Below are 23,324 nucleotides of genomic sequence, written 5' to 3' on the forward strand. Positions count from 1 at the left end.
TGTAGCGCATTATGTCTCCTCGCGAAGGGCGTCGTCCCGGATGTCCAATGCGATTGCAAGAAGAGACATAAGAGGTTTTCATGCATACCGAAAACTCCCCGCGCAAGACTCCGAAAATCCGCAATCGGCTCATGGCCGCGGCAGCGTCCATTGCGATCGCGGGTGCGATCGGATTCGGTGCCATGACGTCGGGCACAGTCCCGGTGCTGGCCGAGGCCGTAAGGCTGGAGCGCCCGGTGCAGGCGCCAAGTTTCGCCGATATCGTAGACAAGGTTTCACCCGCCGTGGTCAGTGTGCGCGTCAAGGCGGATGTGCAGACCACATCGTCATCCGGTCCGGAAATGTTCTTTGACTTCCCCGGTTTCGAGGACCTGCCGGACGGGCATCCGCTCAAGCGCTTCTTCCGCGAGTTCCGTCAGGACAGGCGCGGTCCTCAGCCTGAGCATCGCAACCGCAACCGCCCGCGTCCCGTGGCGCAGGGCTCCGGCTTCTTCATTTCCGAGGATGGATATCTCGTCACCAACAACCACGTCGTGGACGGCGGCGCGGAATTCACCATCGTTCTCGATGACGGGACTGAACTCGACGCCAAGCTGGTCGGCGCCGATCCGCGCACGGATCTGGCTGTGCTGAAGGTCGATGACGACCGCAAGTTCACCTATGTCGCCTTTGCCGATGACGCCAATGTCCGCGTCGGCGACTGGGTGGTCGCCGTAGGTAATCCCTTCGGCCTCGGCGGCACGGTCACCGCGGGTATCGTCTCGGCGCGCGGTCGTGATATCGGCGCCGGCCCTTATGACGATTTCCTGCAGATCGACGCGGCGGTGAACCGGGGCAATTCCGGCGGCCCGGCCTTCAACCTGTCTGGCGAAGTGGTCGGCGTGAACACGGCGATCTTCTCGCCCTCCGGCGGCAATGTCGGCATCGCCTTCGCCATCTCGTCTTCGATCGCCAAGGATGTGGTGCAGGATCTCATCGACGACGGCACTGTGAAGCGCGGGTGGCTCGGCGTTCACATCCAGCCGGTGAACAAGGACATTGCCGAATCGCTGGGGCTCGAGGAAGACAGGGGTGCGCTGATCGCCGATGCTGAAAGCGATGGTCCGGCCGCCAAGGCAGGCATAAAGGCTGGCGATGTGGTGATTGCGGTTGAGGGCGAGCAGGTCAAGTCACCGCGCGAACTTGCCCGCATGGTAGCCAAGTTCGAGCCGGGCAAGGATGTCGAGGTCACCGTCTGGCGCAATGGCGATTCCGAGAAGGTCAACGTCAAGCTCGGCGAGATGCCTGCTCCGGATCAGGTGGCCGCTGCCAATCCTGACGCGTCACCCGGAAACGGCGATTCGCTGACCAATTTCGGCCTCACCGTGACAAGGGCCGAAGACGGCAACGGGCTGGTCGTGACCGATGTGGAGCCTGGCAGCGACGCCGAGCAAAACGGCATCCGGGCTGGCGACATCATCCTCAAAGTCAATTCGGAGGAGGTCAATTCGCCGTCCGATGTGACGGCGGCCGTCGAGGATGCCTCCAAGGCCGGCAGGACTGCCGTGCTTTTCCAGATCCGGCGCGATGACACCAACCGCTTCGTGGCACTTCCCGTGGCGGAAGGCTGAGGCATTTCCCTGCTGCGGTCCTTCGCTTCTACACCCCCGGATCGGCCGCGGCGGGGATTCAGGAGCCTTTAATCGGTTCCGGCGGCGGCGGGCTCTGTTGTCCGCCGCCGTTTTCACATTCCAGTTTGATCGGGAACCGAAACATGAATTCCGCGACCGCTGATATCGCTGATTTCGGGTATAAGACCTCCATGAAGATTCTGGTGATCGAGGACGACCGCGAAGCGGCGGACTATCTGAAAAAGGCTTTTGCCGAGGCGGGCCATACGGCCCATATCGCCGCCGATGGCGATTCCGGTTTCGCGCTTGCCGATGCCGGCGACTACGACGTCTATGTGATAGACCGGATGCTGCCGAGGCGCGACGGGCTTTCCATCATCTCCGAGCTTCGCGCGCGCGGCAACGAGACGCCGGCGCTCATCCTTTCCGCCCTTGGCGAGGTGGATGACCGGGTAACCGGCCTGCGCGCCGGCGGCGACGACTACCTGACCAAGCCCTATGCCTTTTCCGAGCTGCTGGCGCGTGTCGAGGTGCTGAACCGCCGCTCGGGCTCCAAGGACGTGGAGACCATGTATCGCGTGGGCGATCTCGAACTCGACCGGTTGTCGCATTCGGTGCGGCGGGCAGGGCGGGAGATCACGCTTCAGCCGCGCGAGTTCCGCCTGCTCGAATATCTGATGCGCCATGCGGGCCAGGTGGTCACGCGCACCATGCTTTTGGAGAATGTCTGGGACTATCACTTCGACCCGCAGACCAATGTGATCGACGTGCATGTCTCACGTCTGCGCGGCAAGATCGAAAAAGGGTTCGACAAGCCAGTGCTGCATACCATCCGCGGCGCGGGCTATATGCTGCGCGCCGATCCGGACCGGACCCAGCCATGAGCGGAACGGTGCCCGACAAGGCAGGCGGAAGGTCGGCCACCTGATGCCCGCGCTGCCGGCAGTGATGAAGACCACCGCGGCGCGGCTTTCCGCGCTTTACCTTGTTCTTTTCATCATTTGCGCCACCTTTCTCGTCTTCTATATGACCTCGCTGTCGGTGCGCATGCTCCTCGACCAGACGCGCGACACGATCCAGGAAGAGGTTCTGGATCTCGGACGCGCCTATCAGCGCGGCGGCCTTTCACGCCTGGTGAGGGTGATCGAATTGCGTGCGCGCCAGCCCGGTGCCAACCTCTATCTGATCGCCGATCCCAATGGCCGCGTGCTTTCCGGCAACGTAGAAAGCCTGCAGCCGAGCGTTCTGGACAATGTGGGCTGGATCGAGCGGCCCTTTGCCTATCGCCGCTACGGAGAAGCGGAATCCTCCGGCGGCAGCCCGCTGACCGGCCATAGCGCGACGGCGCTCGTTTTCCGACTGCCCAATCAGATGATCGTGCTGGTGGGGCGGGACATCGGCGAGGTGGAGCGTTTCCGCGACGTGGTGCGCCGCGCGCTGGTCGTCGCCTTCGGCATCATGGGCCTCGGCGCGCTGCTCATCTGGTATTTCGTCGGGCGCCGCGCGCTGAAGCGCATCGACAAGGTGTCGGAGGCGAGCCGCCGCATCATGGGCGGCGACCTGACCGGCCGGCTGCCCATGTCGGGCGCCGGGGACGAGTTCGACCGGCTGTCGGAAAACCTGAACAAGATGCTGGACCGGATCACGGCCCTGAACGAAGGGCTGCGGCACGTCTCCGACAACATCGCCCATGACCTGAAGACGCCACTCACCCGGCTGCGCAACCGTGCCGAGGCGGCGCTTGCCGGCAAGCCGCGTACGGCGGAATATCGCGCTGCGCTGGAGCGCACCATCGCCGAATCCGACCAGCTCATCCGCACCTTCAACGCCATACTGATGATCTCCCGCCTGGAGGCAGGCTATTCGGCCGAGGCGACCACCCGCGTCGATCTCAAGGCGATCGTCGATGACGTGGTGGAGCTTTACGAACCGGCGGCCGAGGAAGTCGGCGTCAAGCTGGAGGCGCATGTGGAGAAAGCAGTCGAGATCGACGGCAACCGCGAACTCATCGGCCAGGCACTGTCGAACATCGTCGACAACGGCATAAAATATTCCGCCGGCATGTCCGAGACGCCGCTGGTCTCCGTGAGCCTCAAGGTCGAGGGCGGCGAGGCATGGCTGACGGTGACCGATAACGGCCCCGGCATCCCGCCCGAGGAGCAGGGCAGGGTGACGGAACGCTTCGTGCGCCTGGAGACGAGCCGGACCCAGCCCGGCTCCGGTCTGGGCTTGAGCCTCGCCAAGGCGGTTCTCAGCTATCATGGCGGCCGGCTGGAGATTGCGGGGCGCAAGCCCGGCCTTTCGGTTGCGATGATCTTTCCCATGGGCAAGGGTGGCTGATGGCAAGCGACAGGGAAACCGCCGGGGACGGCTCGCTCTGGTTCGGCAGGCCCGCGCGTCCGCTTCGCCCCATTCAGGAGGAGGCGGCGCGGGAGGAACTGGAGGAGATCGCCGAGAGCGCAGCGGAGGCAGACCTTCCGCGGGTGGCGAAGCTGCTGCGCAGCCAAGACCCACTCGCCGGTTTTCTCGGTGCCGTCTTCGATCTTTCGACTTTCATGCGGGACCATGCCCGGCGCAATCCGGCCACCCTCGACCGCCTTTTCGACGAACGGCTGGAAGCCCGGCTGGCGACAATGATTGCCGAGATCGATGCCTGCGCCTTTGCGGAGAGCATTTCCGAAACGGCCGTCATGCGCTCGTTGCGGGAATTGAAGGCAGAGGCGCATTTCCTGATTGCGCTCGGCAGCCTTGCCGGCGAAGCCGACGCTGCCGCTACGGTCCGCCGCCTCAGCCTGCTGGCGGAGGCTTGCGTGCGCGGGGCGGTCAATTTCCTGCTGCGCGATGCCCATGCGGCAGGAAAGCTGAGGCTTCCCGATCCCGACAAGCCCGATGTCGGATCTGGCTGGATCCTCCTTGCCATGGGCAAGCTGGGTGCGCATGAGCTGAATTTCTCGTCCGACATCGACCTGATCGCACTTTTCAACCCTGACGCGCCCGCCATTCTCGACCGCTACGAGGCAAGCGAACTTTTCGTGCGCCTGACGCGACGGCTCATCCGCATCCTGCAGGACCGCACGGAGAACGGCTATGTCTTCCGCACCGACCTGCGGCTTCGGCCCGATCCGGGTTCGACGCCGCTCGCGATCCCCGTCGAGGCGGCGCTGAACTACTACGAAAGCCGCGGCCAGAATTGGGAACGCGCGGCCATGATCAAGGCGCGTCCGATTGCGGGCGACATGGAGGAGGGCAGGGCCTTCCTGAAGGAACTGCAGCCCTATGTCTGGCGCAAATATCTGGACTATGCGGCGATCGCCGATGTGCATTCCATCAAGCGCCAGATCCATGCCCATAAGGGCCATGGCGAGATCGCGGTCAAAGGGCACAACGTCAAGCTCGGGCGCGGCGGTATACGCGAGATCGAATTCTTCGTGCAGACCCAGCAACTGATTGCCGGCGGGCGTTTCCCTGAACTACGCGGTCGCGAAACGGTTGCAATGCTGGAGGAACTGGCCACAAGAGGCTGGATCACCGAGGAAGCGCGTGACGCGCTGGTGACGCAATACTGGTTCCTGCGCGATGTCGAACATGCGCTGCAGATGGTGGCCGACGAGCAGACGCATTTGCTGCCAGAGGACGATGAGGGGTTGGAGCGCATAGCCCATATGCTCGGCTTCGAAAGCGCGGAAGCCTTTTCGGAACGCTTTCGCCAGTCGCTCCATCTCGTCGAGAACCATTATGCGGCCCTGTTCGAGACAGCACCCGAGCTTTCGCGCGGCGTCGGCAACCTCGTCTTCACCGGCGACGTGGACGATCCGGATACGCTGCAGACATTGAGCGAGCTTGGCTTCTCCCGCCCGAGCGACATATGCCGGGTGATCCGCGGCTGGCATTTCGGCCGTTACCGGGTGACGCGGTCGGCCGAGGCACGCGAGCGGCTGACGGAGCTGACGCCGGCGCTTCTGGAGGCCTTCGGCCAGACGCGGCGGGCCGACGAGGCGATACTGCGCTTCGATGAATTTCTCGCAGGGCTGCCGGCCGGCATTCAGCTTTTCTCGCTCCTGCAATCCAAGCCGCGGCTGCTTGATCTTCTGGCGACGATCATGGGGGCAGCGCCGAGGCTGGCCGCCATCATCACGCGCCAGCCGCATGTCTTCGACGGTCTTCTTGATCCTGCTCTGCTATCGGAACTGCCCGACAGGAGCTATCTTGCCGGCCGTTTGAAAACCTTTCTGGGCGGTGCGCTCAATTACGAGGAAACGCTGGACCGGCTGCGCATCTTCGCGTCCGAGCAGAAGTTCCTGATCGGCATGCGGCTGATGGCCGGCTCCATCGACTCCGACCGTGCCGGCAAGGCCTTTTCCGATCTTGCGGACCTGACGATCGGCGCGGCATTCGAGGCGGTGGAAAAGGAATTCGCTCTCCGTCATGGCAAGGTGCCCGGCGGGCGCACCGCCATTCTCGGCATGGGCAAGCTCGGCAGCCGTGAACTTACGGCCGGCTCCGATGTCGATCTGATCCTGCTTTATGATCACGATCCGCAGGCCGAGGAGTCGGATGGCGAAAAGCCGCTCGCACCATCGCACTACTACGCGCGGCTGACGCAGCGGCTGATCGCGGCCGTCTCCGCGCCAACGGCTGAGGGCGTGCTCTACGAGCTCGACTTGCGTCTGCGTCCTTCCGGCAACAAGGGTCCGGTGGCCACGCATATCGAGGCCTTTCGCAAATATCAGCGCGCCGATGCCTGGACCTGGGAGCATATGGCACTGACGCGCGCCCGTGCGGTCGCCGGCGAGGAAAGCTTCCGTCGCGAAGTGGAGGACGAGGTGCGCGCCGTGCTCTCGCTGCCGCGCGATCCGCGCAAGCTGGCGAAGGACGCGGTCGAGATGCGCCAGCTTCTGGAAAAGGAGAAGCCGCCGCGCGACATATGGGATCTGAAGCTGATACCCGGCGGGCTGATCGATCTCGAATTCATTGCGCAGGTGGCGGTGCTTTCGGGCAAGGTGGAAGGGGAGATCGGCTTTGCCTCCACCGGCGAGGTATTGTTGCGATTGGCACCCGAGTTCGCCGATGCGCAGGTGCGGCAGGAACTCCACGACGCCCACCGGCTCTATTTTGCGCTTACGCAGATCATCCGGCTCTGCCTGACTGGACCGTTCGAGCCGGACGACGTGCCGCCGGGGCTCGCGGATCTGCTTCTGCGCAGCACGGACCTGCCCGGCATGAGCGTTCTGGAGGCGCATATCGAGGAAACGTCGCAGCGGGTCAGGCAGCATTTCGACAGGCTGCTTCGCGGCGGTCGATGACCCTTCACTTCGATGCCTATGGCGCCACGCTTCATGAATCGTCGAGACCTGGATTCCTGTGACAAGCACAGGAATCCAGGTCTCGACGGCAAATGCCGTGCGAGGCTTTTTGTTTTCTCCTAATCCCGGAAATACCGGTGAAGAATGGAGCCGCATTTCAGGCGGCGGTCCTCTTCATGTCCCCGGCCGGAATGCGGACGGAGACGATCGTGCCGACGCCTTCGGTAGAGCGGATCTTGAGTGCGCCGCCATGCAGTTCGGCGAGCGAGCGTGAGATCGCCAGGCCGAGGCCGGAGCCTGTATGGTTCTTCGAGAACTGGTTCTGAACCTGCTCGAAAGGGCGGCCGAGCTTCTTGAGGGCATCACGCGGTATGCCGCAGCCTGAGTCCTCGATCGTCAGCGTGACGGTCTCCGCGACCTTGCGCGCCCGCACCGTGATCTTTCCGCCCTGGCCTGTGAACTTCACGGCATTCGACAGAAGGTTGATGATGATCTGCTTGATGGCGCGACGATCGGCGAAAAGCGTCATCTCGTCGGAAATCTCGGTCTTGACCTCGATCTCCTTGTCGGCTGCCTGCAGCGCGACGACGCGCATCGTCTCGTGGATGAGCGGGGACAGGTCTATGGGCTCGCGTTCGATGGAGAACTGACCGGCCTCGATCTTCGACATGTCGAGTATGTCATTGATGACGCCCAGCAGATATTTGCCGCTGGAGAAGATGTCGCGCGCATATTCCTTGTAGCGATCGGAACCCAGAGGACCGAACAGGCCGGAGTCCATGAGCTCCGAGAAACCGATGATGGCGTTGAGCGGCGTGCGCAGTTCATGCGACATATTGGCGAGAAATTCCGACTTCGCCCTGCTCGCCGCCTCGGCGCGCTCCGTCTCGCGCATATATTTGCGGTTCATCTCGACCAGCTCGCGCGCCCGTTCCTGCTCGGAGCGGCGGGCGAGGCTCAGGTCATGGATGGTTGCCATCAGACGGCGCTCGCTGTCGACCAGCTTTTCCTGATGCTGCTTCATCTGCGTGATGTCGGTGCCGACGGAGACGGTGCCGCCGTCACGGGTCTTCAGTTCGGTGACCTGCAGCCAGCGGCCGTCGGCGAGCTGGCGCTCATAAGTAGCGCCGGCCCGCGGCCCGTTGGTATTGGCGATGCGGCGCTCCGTCACGAAGGGTTTCATGCGCGCTTCAAGATCGCGGCGATGCATGCCCGGCACTACTTCGCGGAAGTCGAGACCCGTATTGCGCACATAGTTGCTGTTGCACATGATCAGCCGCTCCTGCGCATCCCACAGGACGAAGCTTTCATTGATGCTCTCGATGGCCGTGCGCAGGCGCAGGTCCGCCGTCTCCGAGCGTTGGGCAAGCGTGAGCTGCTCCGTGACATCGACGGCGATGCCGATCAGGTGAATTTCGGAAGCGTCCGGATCGACGACCTGGGCGCGGGCGCGCACCCAGACCCAATGGCCGGCGGCATGGCGCATGCGGAACATCTGGTCGATGTGGTCGATTTCGCGCGAGACGATGCGATTGGCGAGCTCGAAAAGGTCAGCGTCATCGGGATGGATGATGGACGCGATCTCGCCGAAGGAGAGCATCGAATCGACGGTCTCGTAGCCCAGCATCTCGTACATGGAACGCGACCAGTACATCTTGCCCCGCACCATGTCCCAGTCCCACAGCCCGCATTTGCCGCGCGCCAGCGCGAGGTCTATGCGCTGATGCGCCTCGAGATAGATGCGGTCCGCCGCCTGCGCGCGCGCGGCCTGGCTGAAATAGGCATAGAGGATGCAGATCAGCACGCCGGCCGTCAGGACAAAAAGGGTGACGTTGAGCGAGACGGATTTGCGCCACTCCGCGAACATGGCGTCGCGCGACATGAGCGAGGCGCTCGCGCCTTTGCCATCGGCCAGATCGACCGCCGCGAACCAGGGCTCGCCGTCGATCACCACTTCCATCACGCCGGCCCGCTCACCGAACATGAAAAGCGGCTGCCCGCCGGCGATCATTCCGTCCAGGGCGCGGCCGACCAGATCGCGCCCGCTCGGAGAGGCGGCCAGAACGCGGAAATCAGGGTCGGTGATGAGAAAGATGGCGTCATTGCGCAAGCCGGCGCGTCGGATCGTCTTCTCGACAGCCAGCGCTGCCGTTTCGGCATCGAGCCGGCTTGCCGTGGAAGAAAGATCGATGGAGCCGGCGAGTTCGCTCGCGGCAAGCGCGAGCACCGTCCTGGAGCTCTGTTCGATATCCTCGCGCACCGTCATCAGCGACAGGAAACGCGCCGCCGCGATCACGATGAGAAAGATGATGATCAGAACCGGGATCGAGCGGCGCAGCAGCGGCTCCACCGCAAGAAGCCGCTCATAGGACGGCGCGGCAATGATCTTCGCGTTACCCGCGAGACCCATCCGCGATTTGCGGCGGCTCCACCCTCGGGCAAATATCGCCCATCCGGGCGCGTGCCACGCGTCCGCCTTCGCCATTCAATGGCTCCCCTGAAAATCCCTCGTATGCGTGATCCGGCAAAGCCGCACTCCCGAATCACCCATAAAGAATCAAAGGTGATTCGCCTTGTCCAGAGGGGAGTTAAGAAAAAGCGAATTATGCCAGGGTGCGCTCGACGATATCGCGCAGGTCGCGGGAGAGGCCCTTGACGGCAGCCATCTCGGCAAGCGCCTTCCTGGCATGCTCCCGCCGGCCCGGTTCAAGCGAGCGCCAGGAGCGGAAGGCGGTGGCAAGCCGGGCGGCAACCTGCGGATTGTCCTTGTCGAGTTCCAGCACCGTTCGGGCATAGAAGCGGTAGCCCTCGCCATCGGCGCGGTTGAAACCGGTCTGGTTCGCGCTGCCGAACGTGCCGACAAGCGAACGCACGCGGTTCGGATTGGCCATGGAGAAGGCGGGATGCTCCATCAGGGAGCGCACCAGATCCACCGTCTCGGCTCCGGGGGTCATCGCCTGGATCTGGAACCACTTGTCGAGCACGAGCGGATTGTCGCGGTAGCGTTTCTCGAAGGCGGCGAGGGCTTCCCCCGTGGCATCCGTCCCGGCAAAGCGGTGCGCCAGCACCATGAGGGCGGCAGCACGGTCGGTCATGTTGGTCGCCGCATGAAACTGCCGAACTGCAATCTGCGGGTCGCCGGTGACGGCCGAGATATATTCGAGCAGCACATTGCGCAGCGCACGCCGGCCCGCGCTTGCGGCATCAGGGCTGAAAGGCCCTTTGTCTTCAAGTGACGCATAAAGACGCTCGAAGACCTCCCGTCCGCTTGCCGCGATGCCCTCCTGCAGGGCAAGCCGGGCGGAGAGAATGGCATCCGGGTCGATATTGCTGCCGATCTCGCGCGCGATGTCGGCCTCGGTGGGCACGGCAAGCGCCTGGGCGCGGAAGGCATGCTCCAGCGTCTCGTCGTCGGCGAGCTCGGCCGGATGCGCCAGAAGCTCGGACGGGAATTCCGCCGTCTTGCCGCCCCGCAGCCGTCGGGAGGCGTCAATCAGCGCGCCGGTAAAGAGCGTGTTGAGCGACTGCCACCGGTTGAACAGGTCGCTGTCATGGCGTGCCAGGAAGAACCGGTCCTCGGGCCTGACCTCCAGCGAGAGCGTGACAGGCGCGGAAAAGCCGCGATTGATCGACAGCACGGGCCGCTGAGGGACGCCGCGAAAACGCACGCTGTGCTTGCGCTTGCGCACATGCAGGACGCTGTTTTCCACTTCCACCCCTTCCACCTCGCCATAGGCGATGTCTTCCCCGTCCGGTCCGACAAGGCCGAAGGCGAGCGGGATGTGCATCAGTTTCTTGCGGCTTTCGCCCGGCGTCGGCGGTACCGACTGCTCGATGTCGAGCTGAAGCTCCTTCGCCGCCGCATCATAGCGTACCGTGGCGGCGACATGCGGCGTGCCTGCCTGATGATACCAAAGCGCGAATTGCGACAGGTCGCTGCCGGAGGCGTCCTCGAAGACCTTTACGAAATCCTCGATGGTGACGGCCTGACCGTCGTGGCGCTCGAAATAGAGGTCCATGCCGGCGCGGAACTTTTCCTCGCCGAGAATGGTGCGGATCATCCGCACCACTTCCGAACCCTTTTCGTAGACGGTCGCCGTATAGAAGTTGTTGATCTCGCGATAGCGGCCCGGCCGCACAGGATGGGCCAGGGGACCCTGATCCTCGGGGAACTGGTGCGAGCGCAGCGTTCGCACCTCCGCGATGCGCTTGACGGTGCGCGAACGCTGGTCGGCCGAGAATTCGTGGTCGCGGAAGACGGTCAGCCCTTCCTTCAGGCAAAGCTGGAACCAGTCGCGGCAAGTGATTCTGTTGCCTGTCCAATTGTGGAAATATTCATGTGCGATGATCGCCTCGATATTGGCGAAATCGGCATCCGTGGCGGTGTCCTCGTCGGCAAGAACATATTTGTCGTTGAAGACGTTGAGGCCCTTGTTCTCCATCGCCCCCATGTTGAAATCCGACACGGCCACGATGTTGAAGACGTCGAGATCATATTCGCGGCCGAAGCGCTCCTCGTCCCAGCGCATGGACCGCTTCAGCGCATCCATGGCGTAGGCCGCGCGACCCTCCTTGCTGTGCTCGACATAGATGGCGAGCCGGACCTTGCGGCCGGAGGCGGTGATGAAATCATCCTCTATCGAGCCGAGGTCGCCTGCCACCAGCGCGAAGAGATAGGAGGGCTTGGGGAAAGGGTCGTGCCAGACGGCATAGTGGCGATCGTCTCCGAGCTCGCCGCTCTCGACGGGATTGCCATTGGACAGAAGCAGGGGGACGCTTTTCCTGTCAGCCTCGATGCGCACCGTATAAACGGCAAGGACGTCCGGCCGGTCGAGAAAATAGGTGATGCGGCGGAAGCCTTCCGCCTCGCATTGGGTGCAGAACACGCCGTTCGAGACATAAAGGCCCATCAGTGCCTTGTTGCGCGACGGCGCAAGCCGTGTCTCTATGGTAAGCTCGAAACGGCCTGTCTCCGGCACTTTCGTGACGGTGAGCAAATCAGGGCCGGCTTCAAAGGCATCGGACGCTGCCGGCTTGCCGTCGATATGAAGCGTCACCAGATCGAGGCCGTCGCCATCGAGCACCAGCGGGGCGTTTTTCGATACGCCCTTCCGCCGTTCGACGGTCAGATTCGCGGTGACATATGTCTCGTCGGGATCCAGCCGGAAAGCGAGCCGGACCTCCGGGATCAGGTAGTCGCTTGGCCTGTAGTCTTCGAGGCGGACCACCTGACCGGTATCTGAACGCATGCTTTTATTCTCCTGGCGAGACGCTGGGCATCACAAGATCACAAGGATGGGAGCTGGTACAATAAAATCGGGCTGCTGCTCTTTACACGCTCGGGTCGCTCGTCAAAACTGAAGCGACACTCTTCCAATCGTTTCCATTCACTTGCAAGGAATCGTTATGACGGTTTTCACCCCGAAATTTGGCATGGGTGCGTCCGTTCTGCGCATCGAGGACGAAGCCTTCATCACGGGCAAGGGACGCTATACGGATGATATCCAGCCCGCGAACATGCTGCATGGCTATGTCCTGCGTTCGCCGGTCGCCAAGGCGAAGCTGAAGGTGAATTCGGTGGAGGCGGCCAAATCCGCGCCCGGCGTCCACCTTGTGCTGACAGGTTCCGATCTCGCGCATCTCGGTGACCTGAAGTCCGGGGCCATGCAGAAGCAGCCGGACGGCACGCGCGCGCCGACCCGCGACATACCGATTCTGTGCCGTGACCGGGTGCAATATGTCGGCGACGCCATCGCCTTCGTTGTCGCTGAAAGCCGTGCGCTGGCACAGGACGCAGCGGAATTGATCGAGGTGGATTTCGAGGACGAGGAGCCTGTGGCCGGGACGGCCGCCGCCCTCGAAGAAAGCGCGCCTCTGGTCTGGCCGGAGCTCGGCTCGAACCGCGCCTTTCTCTACAAGATCGGCGACGAGGAAAAGACGAAGGCGGCATTCGCAAAGGCGGCGAAGGTCTCTCGCGTCGAATTCATCAACAATCGTCTCGTCTGCAACTACATGGAGCCGCGCGCCGCGATCGGCGAATGGCGCCAGGACGAGGACCGGTTCGTGCTGACGGTCGGCTCCCAGGGCGTGCATTCGATGCAGGGCATCCTGACAGGCCAGGTCTTCAAGATGCCGAAGGAAAAGCTGCGTGTCGTGACCCCCGATGTCGGCGGCGGTTTCGGCCCGAAGACCTTCGTCTATCGCGAATATGCACTCGTGCTGGAAGCGGCGAGACAGCTAGGCCGGCCGGTCAAATGGGCAGGCGACCGCACCGAGCATTTCCTGACCGACGCCCAGGGGCGCGACAATGTCGTGAAGGCGGAAATGGCGATGGACGAGGACGGCCGCTTCCTTGCCCTGCGCGTCGAGCTCGTTGCCAATCTCGGCGCCTATATCTCACAATACGGGCCGTTCATCCCCTATGTCGGCGCCACCATGTCGACCGGCGTCTACGACATCCAGGCGCTCGCCGTGTCGATCACCGGCGTCTACACCAATACCTGCCCCGTCGATGCCTATCGCGGTGCCGGACGGCCGGAAGCGGCCTTCCTGCTGGAGAAGCTGGTCGATACCTGTGCCCGCGATCTCGGGCTGGAGCCGCACGAGATAAGACGGCGCAATTTCATCCGGCCCGAGCAGTTTCCCTACAAAACCCAGACCGGCCGTCTCTACGATACGGGCGAGTTCGAGGGCCATTTGAATCTGGCCATGGAGCGCGCCGGCTGGAAGAGCTTCGAGGAGAGGCTGAAAGCCTCCACCGCAGCCGGCAAGATCCGTGGCATCGGCATGGCGACCTATATCGAGGCCTGCGCCTTTGCCGGTTCGGAGCCGGCCCATGTTCAACTCGAGGATGACGGGACGGTGACTCTACTGATCGGCACCCAGTCGAACGGACAGGGGCATGCCACCGCTTATGCCCAATTCGTGGCCGAAAAGCTGAATATCGACATCTCCAAGGTCAAGGTGCATCAGGGCGATACCGACAGGCTGGACAAGGGCGGCGGCACAGGCGGGTCGCGCTCGATCCCCCTCGGCGGGGTGTCCGCCGCCCGCGCCGGCGAGGACCTGGCAGAAAAGATCAAGAAGATCGCCGCCGATGAACTGGAGGCCGCCGCTGCCGACATTGAACTGGTGGACGGCACGGCACGCATCGTCGGCACGGACCGGGTGGTTGATTTCGCGACCATCGCAAAGGCGGCGAAACAGCCGGAGGATCTAAAAGGCTTTGGTGAATTCGTGCAGGAGGAGGCGACCTATCCGAACGGCACGCATATATGCGAGGTCGAGATCGATCCGGATACAGGCAGGACGGAGGTCGTGGCCTATACGATCGTGGACGATTTCGGCGCCACGGTGAACCCTATCCTTCTGGCGGGCCAGGTACATGGCGGCGTCGTGCAGGGGCTCGGGCAGGCGCTGACGGAAGAGGCCGTCTATTCGGATGACGGACAATTGGTAACGGCGACCTTCATGGACTACGGAATGCCGCGTGCCGACAATGTGCCGAGCTTCCATTTCGAGACGCGCAACGTCCCCTCGACCACCAATGCGCTCGGCATCAAGGGTGCCGGCGAGGCGGGGACGATCGGCGCCACACCGGCTGTGCTGAACGCCGTCACCGACGCCCTTTACCGTGCCTATGGCATCGGGCATATCGAAATGCCGGCGACGCCAGGGCGAGTCTGGCAGGCCATTCAGGAGGCGCGGACGGTGAAGTGAGCAGCCAGTCCGCCGCAAGATTCATCCCGCCTTCAGGCGGCTCTGCCTGTGCGGGGTAGACGGGAATGGTCGCAGCTTCCGAAACAGCAACAATACCGCGCCGCCCGCTGATCGGCATCGCCCTGAAGGTGATGTCGGTCGCCATCTTTGTTGGCATGCAGTCCTGCATAAAGGCCGCCGGGCAGGTGCCGGCGGGCCAGATCGTCTTCTTCCGCTCCTTCTTCGCAATGCTGCCCATCCTGGCGATGGTGGCATGGCAGCATGAATTGACGACGGCCTTTCGCACGCAAAGGCCTTTCAGCCATATCGCCCGCGGCCTTGTCGGCGTGACCTCGATGGGGCTCGGTTTCTACGGCCTCACCAAAATCCCCCTGCCGGAATGGGTAACGCTGAATTATGCCCAGCCGCTGCTGATCGTCGTCTTCAGCGCATTGTTCATGGGTGAGGTGGTGCGGGTTTTCCGATGGACGGCCGTGGCCATAGGTTTCGTGGGTGTCGTCATTGTGGCCTGGCCCAATCTGACCCTGATTTCCGGCGGCGATCTCGGCAATGACGAAGCATTGGGCGTGATCGCGGTACTGTGCAGCGCTGCCGTTTCGGCAGTTGCCATCCTGCTCGTGCGTCGTCTGGTCTATACCGAAAAAAGTTCTACGATCGTGCTGTGGTTCTCGGTGACGGCGACAGTGGTCGGCCTGCTCACATTTCCCTTCGGCTGGGCCATGTTGACCCCGGCGCAGACGGGGTTCCTCGTGGGTGCAGGCATCTGCGGCGGTATCGCCCAGATATTCATGACCGAAAGCTATCGCCATGCCGACATGTCCACGGTCGCGCCCTTCGAATATACGTCGCTGATCCTGGCCATCGCGGTCGGCTATTTTGTCTTCGGCGACCTGCCGACTATCTACACGCTTGTCGGCGGCTCGATCATCGTCGCTGCCGGATTGCTGATCATCTGGCGAGAGCATCGTCTCGGGCTGGAGCGGGGCAAGGCGCGCAAGCTCGTACCTCCGCAGGGATGAAAACTGCCCTCAGCGCCGTTCGCGCGCCGCCGCAGCCTCGCGCAGGAAGCGCGCGGTCTCCCCATCGGCGGGGAAGAAGCTTTCGATTGCCAGCTCCGAAAGCGTCACGTCGAGCGGCGTGCCGAAGACGGTGATCGTGGTGATGAAGGTCAGCAGCATTTCGCCCGCCTTGAGGCAAAACGGCACCGCGATGGCGTCAGCTCCGGCATGGCGGAAGCTCTTGCGCCCGTCTCCCGGATAGGCCGCGAGTTCTTCTTCGAGCTTCGTCAGTTCCGGATCGGCAACCGTTTCGTTCAGCTTGTGCAGGCGTTCCAGCACGTGGGCGCGCCATTCTGCGAGATTGGCGATCCGCGGAGCAACACCATTCGGATGCAGGCTGAGCCGCAGGACATTCACGGGCGGGGCAAGCAGGGTCTGGTCCCTGACGCCTTCAAGGAAGGGCGCGATGGCGGAATTGGCGGCGACCATGTTCCAATGCCGGTCCACCGCAATGGCAGGGTTGGGTTCGTGGCCTTTCAGCACCGTTTCGACCGCCTCCATGGCCGGGCGCAGGGTCGGATCGGTGACGTCCCGCTCGCTGAAGGTGGGAGCGTAGCCGGCCGCCATCAGCAGCCGGTTGCGCTGCCTGAGCGGGACGGAGAGATGCTCGGCCAGCGTCAGCACCATTTGCCGCGAGGGCGCGGAACGGCCGCTTTCCACGAAGCTCAAATGGCGCTGGGAGATTCCGGCTTCGAGAGCAAGATCGAGCTGGCTCATGCGGCGGCGCGAGCGCCATTCGCGCAGCATGGAACCGAGGGCTGTCTGGCTATTTGTCATGCCGGTCAAGCTAATGGAAAAGATTTCTGGCTGCTATTACCTCGTACGTAATCGCCTGGCCGCATGCCTTCGGTCATGTTCGCTCCCGTCGATGAGGTTCATCGGCGCTAGTGTCACTGCGACCAATGGAACGAACTTCAAATCCACCACACTAGAGATCCGAAACAAGGAACATGACCATGATCCTGAATGTCACCGCTTATCTTCGCAAGGTTCTGCTCGCCGATGCCGCTGTCAGCGGAGCCGCCGCAGCCCTCATGATCGTCGGCGCCGGCATTCTCGGCCCGATCCTGGCCCTTCCGGCATCGCTCGTCTTCTGGGCCGGCATCGTGCTCGTCCCCTTCGTTGCGTTGCTCTTTGCCGTTGCGCGCCGTGAGACGGTTTCGCGCATGCTGATGGCCGACATTGTCATCATCAACATGGTGTGGGTGGCCGCCAGCTTCGGCATCATGATCGCCGGCCTCGTCGAACCGAACATTCTCGGCGTTCTGTTCATCTCGGCCCAGGCTTTGGCGGTCGCGTTGCTGGCGATCCTGCAATATGCCGGCCTGCGCGGCGCCTCCACGGTAGCGGCCTGACCCCGGCAGACAGATATCCCCCTTCATCCTCGACCACCGGGCGCTGGCCCGGCCCGAGAGTGACGGGAGGATCAGGTTCGGCTTTCGCCCAGTTGCCGGAGTTTGACCTTGATCGCCACGAAATCGCGCCAGGCAAGCTTCTTGTGCGCCGGATTGCGCAGCAGATAGGCGGGATGCAAGGTCGGCATGGTCGGAATCTGGACGCCGCCCGGCGTGGCATGGACGGACCAGTTGCCGCGCATGCGCATGATGCCGGTCTGCGTACGCAAAAGGAGTTTTGTGGAGGGATTTCCAAGGGTTACGAGAACCTTCGGATTCATGAGTTCAATATGCCGCTCGATGAAGGGGCGGCATATTTCCGTCTCAAGTGGTGAGGGATCGCGATTGCCGGGGGGGCGCCACGGAATGACATTGGAAATATATGCGGTGGTCCGGTCGAGGCCGATCGCCGCCAGCATGCGGTCCAGCAGCCGGCCTGATCGCCCGACGAAGGGCAGACCTTCCAGATCCTCGTCGCGGCCCGGCGCCTCGCCGACGAACATAATGTCGGCCTCCGGATTGCCGTCGGCAAAGACGAGGTTCTTGGCAGTATATTTCAGATTGCAGCCGTCGAAATCGGCGAGCAGTTGCTTCAGTTCCGCCAGCGAACCGGCACTGCGCGCCAGGTCGCGGGCCCGCGCAGCCTGAGCCTCGTCGGGTATGGCCGCGGGCATTGCAGGTCGGGCTTCGGCGGGAGCGGCTGGCGGCCTTTGCGGGGAAGGGGCAGCGGACCTGTCTGGAACCGAAGGCGCCGCCGCTTTGGGCACCTGCGCCGGCGCACGCTCCTCGAAGCGATTGATCGGCTCGTCCTCCATTGCCTCGTCCACGCCTGCATCGGCATAGAAGCGCAGAAGTTCGGCGAGGTGGTCAGGATGGATCTGGCTCTTCGGCATCATACGTGCAATATCCGATCCGGTGCGGAGGAATACAAGATCACGAAAGGGGGATGCGGGGATCCTGCACCAGATAAAACTCGCTCTTGGGCGTGAAATCGGTGACGAGAAAGCGGAACCGCGCCATGCCGCCATGATCGACCGCGCCATCCTTGAAGACGATCCTGTCGCCAGGCTCGAAATCACGTTCGTAGGTTGTGAAGACGTCCGACGAAATGCTTCCTGAATCCGTGCGGCGCTGGTCGAAGGAAAGCCCGTCGCCATAGACGCTGGGCAGGCCCCTGACTTCCTGCAACTCGAATTCAAAGCCGATCCAGGTATGGCCGCTGGCATTCACCGCCTGGAACTCGAAATGGACGAAGCCGTTCAGAGTGTCGCGCAGATAAGTGTAGGGCCGGGGAATGTCGCGGATGCGGATGACCATCGTGGCCGGGCTCGCCTCCTGGAATTCCTCCACGATCACCACAGGGTCGGTTTTCGAGCCGAAGCCGGAAACCGAGATGATGCGGAACTTTCCGAGCTCGTCGGAGAAGGAGTAGACACCGGCAAGCCATCGACCGTCATCGGCCGGGCGGGCGGCGACCAGCATCGGCGCCAGCAGGATGAGGAAGAAGGGCGCAAGCCGGATACGCGTCTCGGCCTCCCATTGTCGATGCAGCGAACGCTGCGAGGCTCGCCCCTTCAACCAACGTGGTCTTGTGCCAAGGGAAGCTGAGCCGGGTAAGATCATATCATATGTGGCAAATGCGGCGATAAGTTTCCACGACAACAGTTTGCCGTGCTGCCATGATGCGCTATAGCGCCACGAAAGGTTTTCCCGGCCGGAGCTTCCGGTCGCAGGCGGAGGTTCTTCATGAGCGAAGTAGAACGCGAAAGCATGGAATTCGACGTCGTAATCGTCGGCGCGGGGCCGGCTGGTCTGGCGGCGTCCATCCGGCTGAAGCAGCTCAATCCCGAGCTTTCCGTCGTCGTGCTGGAAAAGGGCGGCGAGGTCGGCGCGCATATCCTTTCCGGCGCGGTGGTGGACCCGATCGGCATCGACCGCCTACTGCCGGAATGGCGCTCGGAAAGCGACCATCCGTTCAAGACGCCTGTCACCGACGACCGTTTCCTGGTGCTGGGACCTGCGGGCTCATTCCGACTGCCGAATTTCATGATGCCGCCGCTGATGAACAATCACGGCAATTACATCGTCTCCCTCGGCAATGTTTGTAAATGGCTGGCCGGCCATGCCGAGGCCCTTGGCGTGGAGATCTATCCGGGCTTCGCCGCCGCCGACCTGCTCTACAATGACGAAGGCGCGGTGATTGGCGTCGTGACCGGCGACATGGGCGTCGAGCGTGACGGCACGCATGGGCCGAACTACGCGCCTGGCATGGCGCTGCTCGGCAAATATGTGCTGATCGGCGAGGGCGCGCGGGGCTCGCTGGCCAAGCAGCTCATTGCCAAATTCGGTCTGGCTGAAGGCCGGGAGCCGCAGAAATTCGGCATCGGCCTCAAGGAGCTCTGGGAGGTCAAGCCCGAGAACCACAAGCCTGGTCTCGTCCAGCATTCCTTCGGCTGGCCGCTGGACACGAGCACGGGCGGCGGCTCTTTCCTCTACCACCTCGAGAACAATCAGGTGGCCGTGGGCTTCGTGCTGCACCTGAACTACAAGAACCCCTACATCTCGCCCTTCGAGGAGTTTCAGCGCTTCAAGACGCATCCGGCCATCCGCGGCACCTTCGAAGGCGCAAAGCGCATCGGCTATGGCGCGCGCGCCATTACCGAAGGCGGATGGCAGTCGGTGCCCAAGCTGTCCTTTCCCGGCGGTGTGCTGATGGGCTGCTCGGCGGGGATGGTCAACGTGCCCCGCATCAAGGGCTCGCACAATGCGGTGCTGTCGGGAATGCTTGCCGCCGAGCATGTGGCCGGGGCGATCGCTGCCGGCCGCGCTAATGACGATCTCGTCTCCTACGAGGAAGCGTGGCGGTCGAGCGACATCGGCAAGGATCTGAAGAAGGTGCGCAACGTGAAGCCGCTATGGTCGAAATTCGGCCTCTGGCTCGGCGTTGCCCTCGGTGGCTTCGACATGTGGCTGAACACGCTCTTCGGCGGTTCGCTTTTCGGCACGATGAAGCACGGCAAGACCGATGCGCAGTCGCTGGAGCCGGCATCGAAGCACAGGCCGATTCACTACGAGAAACCCGACGGCGTCCTGACCTTCGATCGTCTGTCCTCGGTATTCCTGTCCAACACCAATCACGAGGAGAATCAGCCGGTCCATCTGCAGGTGAAGGACATGAATCTCCAGAAGGCTTCGGAATTTGCGGTCTTCGCGGGGCCTTCCACGCGCTACTGCCCGGCGGGTGTGTATGAGTGGGTGGATGCCGACGGCAATTCCCTGGCAGGCGGTCCGGGTGCGGCCGAGAAGGGCGGACCGGCCGACCGGAGCAATCCGGAAGCGCGCTTCGTCATCAACGCGCAGAACTGCGTCCACTGCAAGACCTGCGACATCAAGGACCCGAACCAGAACATCAACTGGGTGCCGCCGCAGGGGGGCGAGGGGCCGGTCTACCTGAACATGTAGTGGCCGGGCGCTGCGCTGCCCGCGCCAATCCTATTCCGGCTCCTCAACAGATGCCTGCATCACTTCCGCCGGCTCCTCCTCCCGCAACAGTCCGAATTCGACCAGAACGGGCAAATGGTCGGAGCCGACAAATTCCAGCCTGCTCGGTTTCGACGGGATGACGGCACCCTTGTAGAGCACATTATCCAGAGGCAGGCCGATATGGGGCCGCCAGGACATCGGCAGATACCGGTGCAGCCAGGATGAGCCGATGCCGCGCAGGATATTGAAGCCGCCGGCATTGGCGACACTCTTCGCCGTGTGGCTCCACGGGACGGCATTGAAATCGCCTGCAAGCAGGGCGGTGGTTGAAATCCTGCCGAGATCGTCGCGGATGTTTGCCACCTGCTGAGCCTGCTCCAGCGGCCACGGCCAGCTCAGATGAAGGGCAGCCACATCCACCAGACGGCCGCCAAAATCCACCGACGCCACGGCCAAGGCGCCCCGGTCGAGGCATTGCGCTTCCTTGGCGAACGGCCTCTTCGACAGGATCGCCACACCGCCGACGAAGGAAGGCGGAGGACAGATGATGCGGTGGGGATAGGCGGCTTCGATCAGCCCCAGCTTCTCTATCCACATGGTCGAAACCTCGTCCAGGGTGACCACGTCCGCCTGCACGCGACCGATCAGCGACAGGACCCGTTCGGGCGTCGCATTGTCGTAACGCAGATTGATCTGCAGCAGCCGGTAACGCGCCGCGGTCGTCGACGGTTCGGCGGCACTTGCAGCCGTGGCTTCGGCGGGTCTGGTGAAGGCGGAAAGGTCGAGCGTCGCAACTATGGCCGCAAGCCCGAGAAGGATTGCCCAGGCACCGGGAAGGCGCCAGCCGGCGGCTAAAAGAAGGCATGACCCCGCGAGTATCAGCAGGACCGCGAGATGAATGCGGAAATGCGAGAAGGAATCGAGCGCCGGGTGCATCCAGCCGAGAAAGCCGGCCATCAGCGCAAATGCCGCGGCCACGGTCATTCCCGCGATCACGACGGGGATCATCGCTCGTCCTTTCATCGTGTCTGCAAGCTCTCGCACTATGCCCGAAAAACTTCACATCCCGCAGCATTGTGGCAGGGTCAAGCCCTACTGGCGGAGTAGGCCGCGCCGTCTAGCATCGCTGAAAGTATAAGCTGGCAATGAACCCAAGCCCTACTGGAACGCCGTTTCGGAGAAGCTGCGCAGCTTGCGCGAGTGCAGGCGGTCGGGCGGCATGGCGGCAAGCTTCTCGATAGCGCGCAGGCCGATGCGTAGGTGCTGCGCCACCTGGCGCTTGTAGAAGTCGGTTGCCATGCCTGGCAGCTTCAACTCGCCATGCAGCGGCTTGTCGGAGACGCAGAGCAGCGTGCCGTAAGGCACGCGGAAACGGAAACCGTTGGCCGCTATGGTGGCTGATTCCATATCAAGCGCGATGGCGCGCGACTGTGAGAGGCGCTGCACCGGTCCCCGCTGGTCGCGCAATTCCCAATTGCGATTGTCGATGGTGGCGACCGTACCGGTGCGCATGATGCGTTTCAGGTCATAGCCGGAAAGACCGGTGATCTCGGCTACAGCCTCCTGCAAGGCCACCTGAACTTCGGCCAGCGCGGGCAGGGGGACCCATACCGGCAGGTCGTCGTCGAGCACATGATCCTCGCGCACATAGGCATGCGCCAGCACGTAGTCTCCGAGCGCCTGCGTGTTGCGCAGGCCGGCGCAATGGCCGAGCATCAGCCAGACATGCGGCCTGAGCACTGCTATGTGGTCCGTGATCGTCTTGGCGTTGGAGGGGCCGATGCCGATATTGACCATGGTGATGCCGCCATGGTCGGGCTTGGTGAGGTGATAGGCCGGCATCTGCGGCATGCGGATCGGAACCGCACCCTCATGCGAGGATGTCTCGCCCGCCCTGGTCATCAGATTGCCGGGCTCGATGAAGTTCTCATAGCCTCCGCCACCTTCAGCCATCAGTTCGCGGGCGTAGATGCAGAATTCGTCGATATAGAACTGGTAGTTGGTGAACAGCACGAAATTCTGGAAATGCTGCGGGCTGGTTGCCGTGTAGTGAGCCAGCCGGTGAAGCGAATAATCGACGCGTTGGGCGGTGAAAGGCGCTAGCGGCACCGGCTCTCCCGGCGCCGGCTCGTAGGTACCGTTGACGATGTGGTCGTCGGTCGCGTTTAGATTGGGCACGTCGAAAAGATCGCGCAGGGGCCGCTTCATGCGGTCGGCCATGGAGGCCTCGACATAAGTGCCTTCCAGGAAGGCGAAATGCAGCGGGATCGGCGTCTCCGATTCGGAAACCGTGACCGGCACGCCGTGATTGCGGATGATGAGGTCGAGCTGGTCGATCAGGTAGTTCTCGAAAAGGTCCGGCCGGGTGACCGTCGTTGCGTAAGTGCCGGGGCCGGGTACATGGCCATAGGCAAGGCGGGAGTCCACCTGGGCATAGGAGGCCGTCGAAATGCTGATCTCGGGATAGAAGGCGCGGAAGCGACGGTCGCTGTCGCCCTTCTCGGCAACCATGGCGAAGGCATTGCGCAGGAAGGCGGTATTGCGTTCGTAAAGGCCCTTGAGCGCCGTGACGGCTTCCCGCGCATCGGTGAAGCTGCGGCGCGAGAAAGGCTCCGGGCGCGCTATGGTCTCGATGGGCTGAGGATAGATTCGCTTTTCCATGACCCATTATATGGGTTTGAGGCGAGGGTTTCGAGGTGTGGCCCAAATGCCGGAAAGCAAATTGCCCTGCTTGAACCGGATATGCGGCCAGCGCAC

Annotated in this window: 15 protein-coding genes; 8 read left to right on the top strand and 7 right to left on the bottom strand. The window is 62.9% G+C overall.

Features of this window, described 5'->3' with window-relative positions:
• Nucleotides 1-80: 80 nt before the first annotated feature.
• The 4 genes from L598_RS04075 to L598_RS04090 all read left to right on the top strand — a co-directional run bounded on the left by L598_RS04075 (nt 81) and on the right by L598_RS04090 (nt 6,913).
• On the top strand, nt 81-1,610 hold the full coding sequence (locus tag L598_RS04075) for a Do family serine endopeptidase (protein ID WP_144860646.1): 1,530 nt from the start codon (nt 81-83) through the stop codon (nt 1,608-1,610).
• A 191-nt stretch (nt 1,611-1,801) separates the two neighbouring features.
• The gene (locus L598_RS04080; protein ID WP_144860729.1) at nt 1,802-2,494 is read left to right on the top strand and encodes a response regulator transcription factor; all 693 of its coding nucleotides are present in this window, start codon (nt 1,802-1,804) and stop codon (nt 2,492-2,494) included.
• Nucleotides 2,495-2,537: 43 nt separating this feature from the next.
• The gene (locus tag L598_RS04085) at nt 2,538-3,950 is read left to right on the top strand and encodes an ATP-binding protein (RefSeq protein ID WP_144860648.1); all 1,413 of its coding nucleotides are present in this window, start codon (nt 2,538-2,540) and stop codon (nt 3,948-3,950) included.
• Nucleotides 3,950-6,913, top strand: a complete 2,964-nt coding sequence (locus L598_RS04090) for a bifunctional [glutamine synthetase] adenylyltransferase/[glutamine synthetase]-adenylyl-L-tyrosine phosphorylase (RefSeq protein WP_144860650.1) — start codon at nt 3,950-3,952, stop codon at nt 6,911-6,913. The genes L598_RS04085 and L598_RS04090 overlap by 1 nt, the downstream gene beginning before the upstream one ends.
• Nucleotides 6,914-7,070: 157 nt before the next feature.
• Here the strand turns inward: L598_RS04090 and L598_RS04095 are convergent, their stop codons facing one another.
• Nucleotides 7,071-9,398, bottom strand: a complete 2,328-nt coding sequence (locus tag L598_RS04095) for an ATP-binding protein (RefSeq protein WP_144860652.1) — start codon at nt 9,396-9,398, stop codon at nt 7,071-7,073.
• A 118-nt stretch (nt 9,399-9,516) separates the two neighbouring features.
• Entirely contained in the window at nt 9,517-12,162 is a 2,646-nt protein-coding gene (gene pepN / locus L598_RS04100; RefSeq protein ID WP_144860654.1) for an aminopeptidase N, read from the bottom strand.
• A gap of 157 nt (nt 12,163-12,319) precedes the next feature.
• Between pepN and L598_RS04105 the strand changes: the two genes are divergently transcribed.
• Complete coding sequence (locus L598_RS04105) at nt 12,320-14,632, top strand: xanthine dehydrogenase family protein molybdopterin-binding subunit (RefSeq protein ID WP_144860655.1); 2,313 nt, start codon at nt 12,320-12,322, stop codon at nt 14,630-14,632.
• A 65-nt stretch (nt 14,633-14,697) separates the two neighbouring features.
• Entirely contained in the window at nt 14,698-15,651 is a 954-nt protein-coding gene (locus L598_RS04110; RefSeq protein WP_144860657.1) for a DMT family transporter, read from the top strand.
• 9 nt (nt 15,652-15,660) lie between these two features.
• On the opposite strand, the gene L598_RS04115 is transcribed toward L598_RS04110, so the two are convergent.
• The gene (locus L598_RS04115; RefSeq protein ID WP_144860659.1) at nt 15,661-16,467 is read right to left on the bottom strand and encodes a helix-turn-helix transcriptional regulator; all 807 of its coding nucleotides are present in this window, start codon (nt 16,465-16,467) and stop codon (nt 15,661-15,663) included.
• A 179-nt stretch (nt 16,468-16,646) separates the two neighbouring features.
• Here L598_RS04115 and L598_RS04120 point away from each other — a divergent pair, with 179 nt between their 5' ends.
• Nucleotides 16,647-17,045, top strand: a complete 399-nt coding sequence (locus L598_RS04120) for a hypothetical protein (RefSeq protein WP_144860661.1) — start codon at nt 16,647-16,649, stop codon at nt 17,043-17,045.
• A gap of 71 nt (nt 17,046-17,116) precedes the next feature.
• On the opposite strand, the gene L598_RS04125 is transcribed toward L598_RS04120, so the two are convergent.
• Complete coding sequence (locus tag L598_RS04125; protein ID WP_144860663.1) at nt 17,117-17,980, bottom strand: uracil-DNA glycosylase; 864 nt, start codon at nt 17,978-17,980, stop codon at nt 17,117-17,119.
• 37 nt (nt 17,981-18,017) lie between these two features.
• Nucleotides 18,018-18,662, bottom strand: a complete 645-nt coding sequence (locus L598_RS04130) for a hypothetical protein (protein ID WP_246658629.1) — start codon at nt 18,660-18,662, stop codon at nt 18,018-18,020.
• 168 nt (nt 18,663-18,830) lie between these two features.
• Between L598_RS04130 and L598_RS04135 the strand changes: the two genes are divergently transcribed.
• A complete protein-coding gene (locus L598_RS04135) occupies nt 18,831-20,546 on the top strand; it encodes an electron transfer flavoprotein-ubiquinone oxidoreductase (protein ID WP_144860665.1) in 1,716 nt (571 codons plus the stop codon).
• A 30-nt stretch (nt 20,547-20,576) separates the two neighbouring features.
• On the opposite strand, the gene L598_RS04140 is transcribed toward L598_RS04135, so the two are convergent.
• Both L598_RS04140 and L598_RS04145 read right to left on the bottom strand, forming a co-directional pair.
• The gene (locus L598_RS04140; RefSeq protein WP_246658630.1) at nt 20,577-21,590 is read right to left on the bottom strand and encodes an endonuclease/exonuclease/phosphatase family protein; all 1,014 of its coding nucleotides are present in this window, start codon (nt 21,588-21,590) and stop codon (nt 20,577-20,579) included.
• A 135-nt stretch (nt 21,591-21,725) separates the two neighbouring features.
• Nucleotides 21,726-23,228 (bottom strand): AMP nucleosidase, encoded by a 1,503-nt coding sequence (locus tag L598_RS04145; protein WP_144860667.1) that lies wholly within the window; start codon nt 23,226-23,228, stop codon nt 21,726-21,728.
• Between the last annotated feature and the right edge of the window lie 96 nt (nt 23,229-23,324).

Source organism: Mesorhizobium sp. J18 (assembly GCF_007829525.1).
In the GTDB taxonomy this organism is placed as follows: domain Bacteria; phylum Pseudomonadota; class Alphaproteobacteria; order Rhizobiales; family Rhizobiaceae; genus VLJP01.